Raw genomic sequence first — 3189 nt, forward strand, 5'->3', positions numbered from 1 at the left:
ACCTGTAACCTGAAACCTGAAGCTTTTTATTTATCTTTCCCCATAAGCATAAAACCAAAAAAGACAAGATACAAAACGAAACGTAACGGCAGTTATTTTATATCTTTAACCCCTTCAAATCAGATAACCCAAACATAGTATTCATTAAATCTTCAGCAGGTGGGTTCCATCAAAGAATGTAATACGATTCTATTATGAAGAAAAAGACTGCATTACTGGCATTTCTGTTTATCACAGCTTTGTCGTTTGGTCAGGAATACTCTGTCAAAGGCCAAATCGAAGGCCTTTCGGATGAAAAGATATACATTGCATCCTTCCGCGGAGACATGAGCAGAATAATCGATTCGGTCAGTACCGATGCTTTGGGTAATTTCTTCCTGGAAACAACACCCAATTATAAACCAGGTGTTTACCGTTTAGTTTTTGGCCGGGATCAGTTTCTTGATCTCATCATCAATAATGAAAATATCCGTTTTAAAACCAATTTGGAATCCCCTCCAGGAAACATACAGGTTTCAAGTTCCGTGGAAAATATTCTTTTTTATGATTATTTGAAAAAAAGAAATGAAAACCAACTGAAACTGGAGCTGCTTAACCCTATTATAGGCCAATACCCCAGAAATGACGGGTTCTATCCTCTTGCTGAAGCGCATTACGAGATCCTGCAGAATGAATTTCTGAATTATACCAATATGATTATCGAAAAGAATGAAGGTTTGCTGGTTTCAGATTTTATCCGCTTCGACCGTCCGTTAATGATTGACCTTGAAGTTCCCATTGAAAAACAGGAGGAGTACCTTCGAAAGCATTATTTCGACGGACTTGTTTTCGATAAACCCATCCTCCTGAACCTAAACATTCTTCCCGGAAAGATCATCGGTTACCTGACTCTTTACCGGGATCCCGGCATCGCCAAAGTATTGCAGGAAGAACTATTCCGGCAGGCGGTTGACAGCATCCTGCTGCATATGATGGATAATGAAGACATCTACCATTTTACACTAAAATACCTGATTGACGGGTTTCAGCAGTTTGGGTTCGACAATCTCGTGGATCATATCGGTAAGACATATTCTGTGGTGGAGACCTGTGTGAATGAAGAAAGAAAATCGGAACTGGAAAAGAGGATGGAAAACATCAAAAAACTGGCAGTAGGCAATATTGCACCGGATATCAGCCTAAAGGGTCAACCTACATCGCTCTCCGGTCTGTCTGCCGATTACAAGCTTGTATTATTCTGGGCAAGCTGGTGCCCGCATTGTAAATCCATCATCCCCGGATTAAAGGATGTTTACCAGGAATTCCCTAGGGATTTCCTGGAAATTGTATCCGTTTCTGTTGATTCCAGCCAAACTTCCTATGAAAAAACTTTGCAGGAACTACAGATCCCCTGGAAACATGAAGCCGACTTCATGGGATGGAACACTCAGGCAGCAGCCGATTACAGCATTTATGCCACACCTATGATGTTTCTCACCGACCGTAAAATGAAAATATTATACAAACCTTCAGGTCCGGCCGAACTCCGGTTAAAACTGCTTGAGTTAAAGGGGAAATAGCACTACCATCCTGATGCCAGCACATCAGCAATGTGGATCACCTTCAGTGAAATATTGTTCTTTCTGATATAGCCATCCTGATGCATCAAACAGGATGCATCTGTGGAAACGATATATTCTGCACCCGTCTCCAGGGCGTGTTCAATTTTCTGCTCAGCCATGGCTGAAGCGATGGATGGGTGCTTCACCGAAAAAGTACCTCCAAAACCGCAACAAACATCCGTACCCTTCATCTCTATCAGGTTCAGCCCCCTGACTTTTGCCAGTAAACGCCGGGGCTCCTCTTTTATCCCGTATTCACGCAATGCGGCACACGAATCATGGTAAGTAACAGTATGACTGAACTCAGCTCCCACATCTTCTACTTTCAATACATTTACCAGGAAATCAGAGAACTCGTAGATACGTTTTTGAAGACTTCGGTATTCCAGATGCATGGAGGTGTTCTGAAATAATTCATGATAATAATTCCTGACATAGCCCACACAGGATGCCGATGGGCCAACCACATAATGATCTCCCTGAAAATCTTTTATGAATTTTTCACCAATCGCTTTGGCCTCATCCCAAAAACCGCTATTGAAAGCCATCTGCCCGCAGCAGGTTTGTTGATCGTTATAGTGAACCTTAACACCGCATTTTTCCAGGATGCGTATCATGTTAAAAGCAGTTTCGGGGTAAATCTGATCAATAAAGCAGGGGATAAATACATCGACGATCATGGCATACATTTGAAGCAAATGTAATGAAAATTCATTCACCGGATATGTCTACCGTAAAACCCAAATCACGAATTTGAGAGATAAAATCCGGATACGATTTTTTTACCGAAGATGCACCAGAAACCCTGATCTTACCAAGAACCTGGCATAGGGGCAACAGACCCATAAAAATACGATGATCATCATGAGCATCCAGGATGTATTTATCCTGGTTAACCCTGCCTTTATTCAGGATCAACGCATCTTCAGTAATGAATATGTTAAATCCAGCCCTGATCAGTTCTTCCGACAGGGTTTGTAATCGGTCCGATTCCTTATAATGAAGATGTGTTATACCCTGTATCCTGCCCGGTACCTGCAATCCTGCCATCGCAGAAAAAAAAGGCAACACAAGATCAGGATAATCCGTTAACACCTCATCCACAGTTTCCTTTGGCCGGCCTTCCTTGCAAATAAGGACTCCTTCCGGCTTAACAACTGTATTTATACCTAGTTTACAAAATAAATCCATACAAAACCGGTCTCCTTGAATATCGCTGATCTTTAAACCGGGGAAGAAAATCTCCCCTCTTTGTGCCAGTGCCAGGGCTTCGTACCAAAAGGCAGCAGAGCTCCAGTCTTTTTCGCCATCAATCCGTGTATTCAGGAAAGATGAATAAGGAATATTAAATCCATTGTTATCCATAGAAACAGGTATGCCGGCCATTCTCATCAACGATGCAGTCATTTGCAGGTAAGGCATGGAAACCCTCTTCCCGGTGAATTTTACCTCAAGTCCCTTCTGCAGCATAGGAGCGATGAGCATGAGGGCACTCGCATATTGGCTGCTATGAGAAACATCAAGCAGAGCTTTACCGCCTTTGATCGGTTTTCCATTGATCAGCAAAGGAGGAAATCCTATTTCGCCG

At 42.4% G+C, this 3189-nt stretch carries 3 protein-coding genes; 1 reads left to right on the forward strand and 2 read right to left on the reverse strand.

Going from position 1 to position 3189, the window contains the following annotated elements:
• Positions 1–194: 194 nt before the first annotated feature.
• The gene (locus tag KKA81_14755) at positions 195–1559 is read left to right on the forward strand and encodes an AhpC/TSA family protein (GenBank protein ID MBU2652186.1); all 1365 of its coding nucleotides are present in this window, start codon (positions 195–197) and stop codon (positions 1557–1559) included.
• A 2-nt stretch (positions 1560–1561) separates the two neighbouring features.
• On the opposite strand, the gene KKA81_14760 is transcribed toward KKA81_14755, so the two are convergent.
• Positions 1562–2281, reverse strand: a complete 720-nt coding sequence (locus tag KKA81_14760) for a (Fe-S)-binding protein (protein MBU2652187.1) — start codon at positions 2279–2281, stop codon at positions 1562–1564.
• Between the two features lie 31 nt (positions 2282–2312).
• On the reverse strand, positions 2313–3189 hold an 877-nt coding region (locus tag KKA81_14765; protein ID MBU2652188.1), incomplete at its 5' end, for a hypothetical protein.

The organism is Bacteroidota bacterium, from assembly GCA_018831055.1.
In the GTDB taxonomy this organism is placed as follows: Bacteria; Bacteroidota; Bacteroidia; order Bacteroidales; family B18-G4; genus M55B132.